This window comes from Aquitalea sp. S1-19, assembly GCF_024343515.1.
Genome location: NZ_RJTZ01000229.1, coordinates 1 through 2,387 on the forward strand (window position 1 = coordinate 1; position 2,387 = coordinate 2,387).

Genomic DNA, 2,387 nt, shown 5'->3' on the forward strand with positions numbered 1-2,387 from the left:
TGCCCGCCAGCGTAACGGGCTGTTTTTCATTCTGCAGCCCGTCGCGCGGGCCGACTTCGACGATTTTGACCTGCATGATGCGCTCCTTATGCGGCTTCGAAATCGACCAGTTCGTCACCATCACCGACTTGCTCGCCAGGGGAAAACAGATAGGCATTCACCTTGCCGGCGGCCGGCGCTTTAAGCGTGTGCTCCATCTTCATCGCCTCCAGTATCATCAGCGGCTCGCCTTTTTCCAGTTGCGTGCCTACTGCGGCCAGATGGGCGACGACGCGTCCGGGCATGGGCGCCTTGATTTGGGCGTGGCCATGGATTTCACGACTGGCATAGGCATACGGGTCGCCAAGCCGTGCGCTCAGGCTGTGGCCGCGACTGAACAGGATGCGTTGCTGGCCCTGATGAATGACGCGGGCCTGATAATGCTGGCCGTTAAGCCAGGCGCTGAAACCATCGCTTAAGGCCTGAATGCGTGCATCGAACACCTCGTTCGCCAGCGTGATGCGCAAGCCGTCCGGCCGGTATTCCAGCAAGACGGTATGCACGCACTCTGCGACCTGCCATTCGAAGCGGCGTTTGAACGTCCCGTTCAGGCGCCAGCCATTGCCGCCGTCCAGCGCCTCGGCAAGCGAGAGTAGCGCCAGTTGCCACGGCTCGGCGGCCGCTGCACCCAGCAGCAGTTCGGCTTCGTCGCGGGCGATCAGGCCGGTGTCGACGTGACCGGCGGCAAAGTCGGGGTGGGCCGCCAGGCGCGCCAGAAAAGCAGTATTGCAAGCGACGCCGGCGATCTCGCACTGGGCCAGTGCCGATTTCAATGTTTGCAAGGCAAGCTCGCGTGTCTCGCCCCAGACAACCAGCTTGGCGATCATCGGGTCGTACCATGGCGAAATGCTGTCACCCTCGATCACGCCGCTGTCTATGCGTACCCGTGCGCTGGTTTGTGGCAGGCGCAGATGGGTGAGCGTGCCGGTGGCAGGCAAAAAGCCCTTGTCCGGATCTTCGGCGTAAATGCGCGCTTCAAAGGCGTGGCCGGATAAGGGAATGTCCTGCTGCGCCAGCGGTAGTAGCTCGCCTGCGGCGACGCGGATCTGCCATGCGACCAGATCTTGCCCGGTAATCATCTCGGTGACCGGATGCTCGACCTGTAGCCGGGTATTCATCTCCATAAAGTAGAAGACGCCGCTGCTGTCCATGATGAATTCGACTGTGCCGGCGCCGACATAGCCCACGGCGCGCGCTGCCGCACAGGCCGCCTCGCCCATGGCACGGCGCGTGGCCGGTGCCAGATTCGGCGCCGGCGCTTCTTCGATGACTTTCTGGTGGCGGCGCTGGGCCGAGCAGTCGCGCTCGTACAGATAAACCGCGTGGCCATGGCTGTCGGCAAACAGCTGGATTTCGATATGGCGCGGGCGCTGCGGATAATGCGGCAGGCAATTTCGCCGCGGTTGGCGATCAGAATCTTGGCCAGCATCAGTCTTGCTCCTCTTGCCAGGCGGGGCGGCGTTTATCGAAGAAGGCAGCGAGCCCCTCGAGCGCCTCGCTGCCGGCGCGGGTGCGGGCAATCAGGGCAGCGGTTTCGGCCAGAAGTGCGTCATCGCTGGTTGAGCCATCGGCCACTGCGCGCAGCAACTTTTTGCTCTGGGCAAGTGCGCCCGGCGCCCCCAGCGCCAGTTGCTGGGCCACCGCTGCGATGCTGCTGTCCAGCATGTCCGGTGCGACTATCTCGTGTATCAGGCCCAGGCGCCAGGCGGTGTCGGCCTGGAGGCGTTCGGCCGACAGGGTGTAGCGGCGCATGGCGCGCAAGCCGATGGCTTCGCTGACATAAGGCGCGATGGTGGCCGGAATCAGCCCCAGTCGTACTTCGGACAGGCCGAAGCGGGCCTCGGGCGTGGCGATGGCGATGTCGCACGCGGCGACCAGACCCATGCCGCCGGCCAGTGCCGCACCATGCACGCGCGCGATCACCGGCTTGGGGCAGCGGTACAGGGTCTTGAGCAAGGTGGCCAGCGCTTGTGCATCGGCCAGGTTTTGCGCGTCGCTAAAACCGGCGGCACGGCGCATCCAGTCAAGATCGGCGCCGGCGCAAAAGCTTGTGCCGCGCCCGGCCAGCACAATGACACGCACGCTGGCATCGCTTGCCAGAGCGTTCAGGGCATGGGTGAGCGCATCGATCAGTGCTTCATTCAGTGCATTGTGTAGCGCGGGGCGATTCAGCCACAAGGTGGCGATGGCCGCGCTGTGTTCGATCTCCAGTATCGTGCTGTCCATGGCAGGCCTCACATACGGAACACGCCAAAACGCGTGTCGGGAATCGGGGTGGACAGGCAGGCATCCAGCGCCAGTGCCAGTACGTCGCGGGTCTGTGCCGGGTCGATAATGCCGTCGTCCCA

The 2,387-nt window shown here is 64.1% G+C and carries 2 protein-coding genes and 1 pseudogene; all 3 read right to left on the minus strand.

Annotation, left to right across the window (positions count from 1 at the left end; genetic code table 11):
* Positions 1-86: 86 nt before the first annotated feature.
* Positions 87-1,427: an ATP-binding protein gene (locus EGI20_RS17570; RefSeq protein ID WP_498633014.1), complete on the minus strand. Its 1,341-nt coding sequence runs from the start codon at positions 1,425-1,427 to the stop codon at positions 87-89.
* Positions 1,403-1,468, minus strand: a pseudogene (locus EGI20_RS17575) (biotin carboxylase N-terminal domain-containing protein); the annotation flags it as partial. The pseudogene EGI20_RS17575 and the gene EGI20_RS17570, both read right to left, overlap by 25 nt.
* Complete coding sequence (locus EGI20_RS17580) at positions 1,468-2,265, minus strand: enoyl-CoA hydratase/isomerase family protein (RefSeq protein WP_498631174.1); 798 nt, start codon at positions 2,263-2,265, stop codon at positions 1,468-1,470. The gene EGI20_RS17580 and the pseudogene EGI20_RS17575, both read right to left, overlap by 1 nt.
* Positions 2,266-2,387: the final 122 nt, after the last annotated feature.

Coding starts and splice junctions, on each gene's coding strand:
- EGI20_RS17580 (WP_498631174.1), bottom strand. CDS start 2,265: ATGGACAGCACGATACTGGAGATCGAACACAGCGCGGCCATCGCCACC.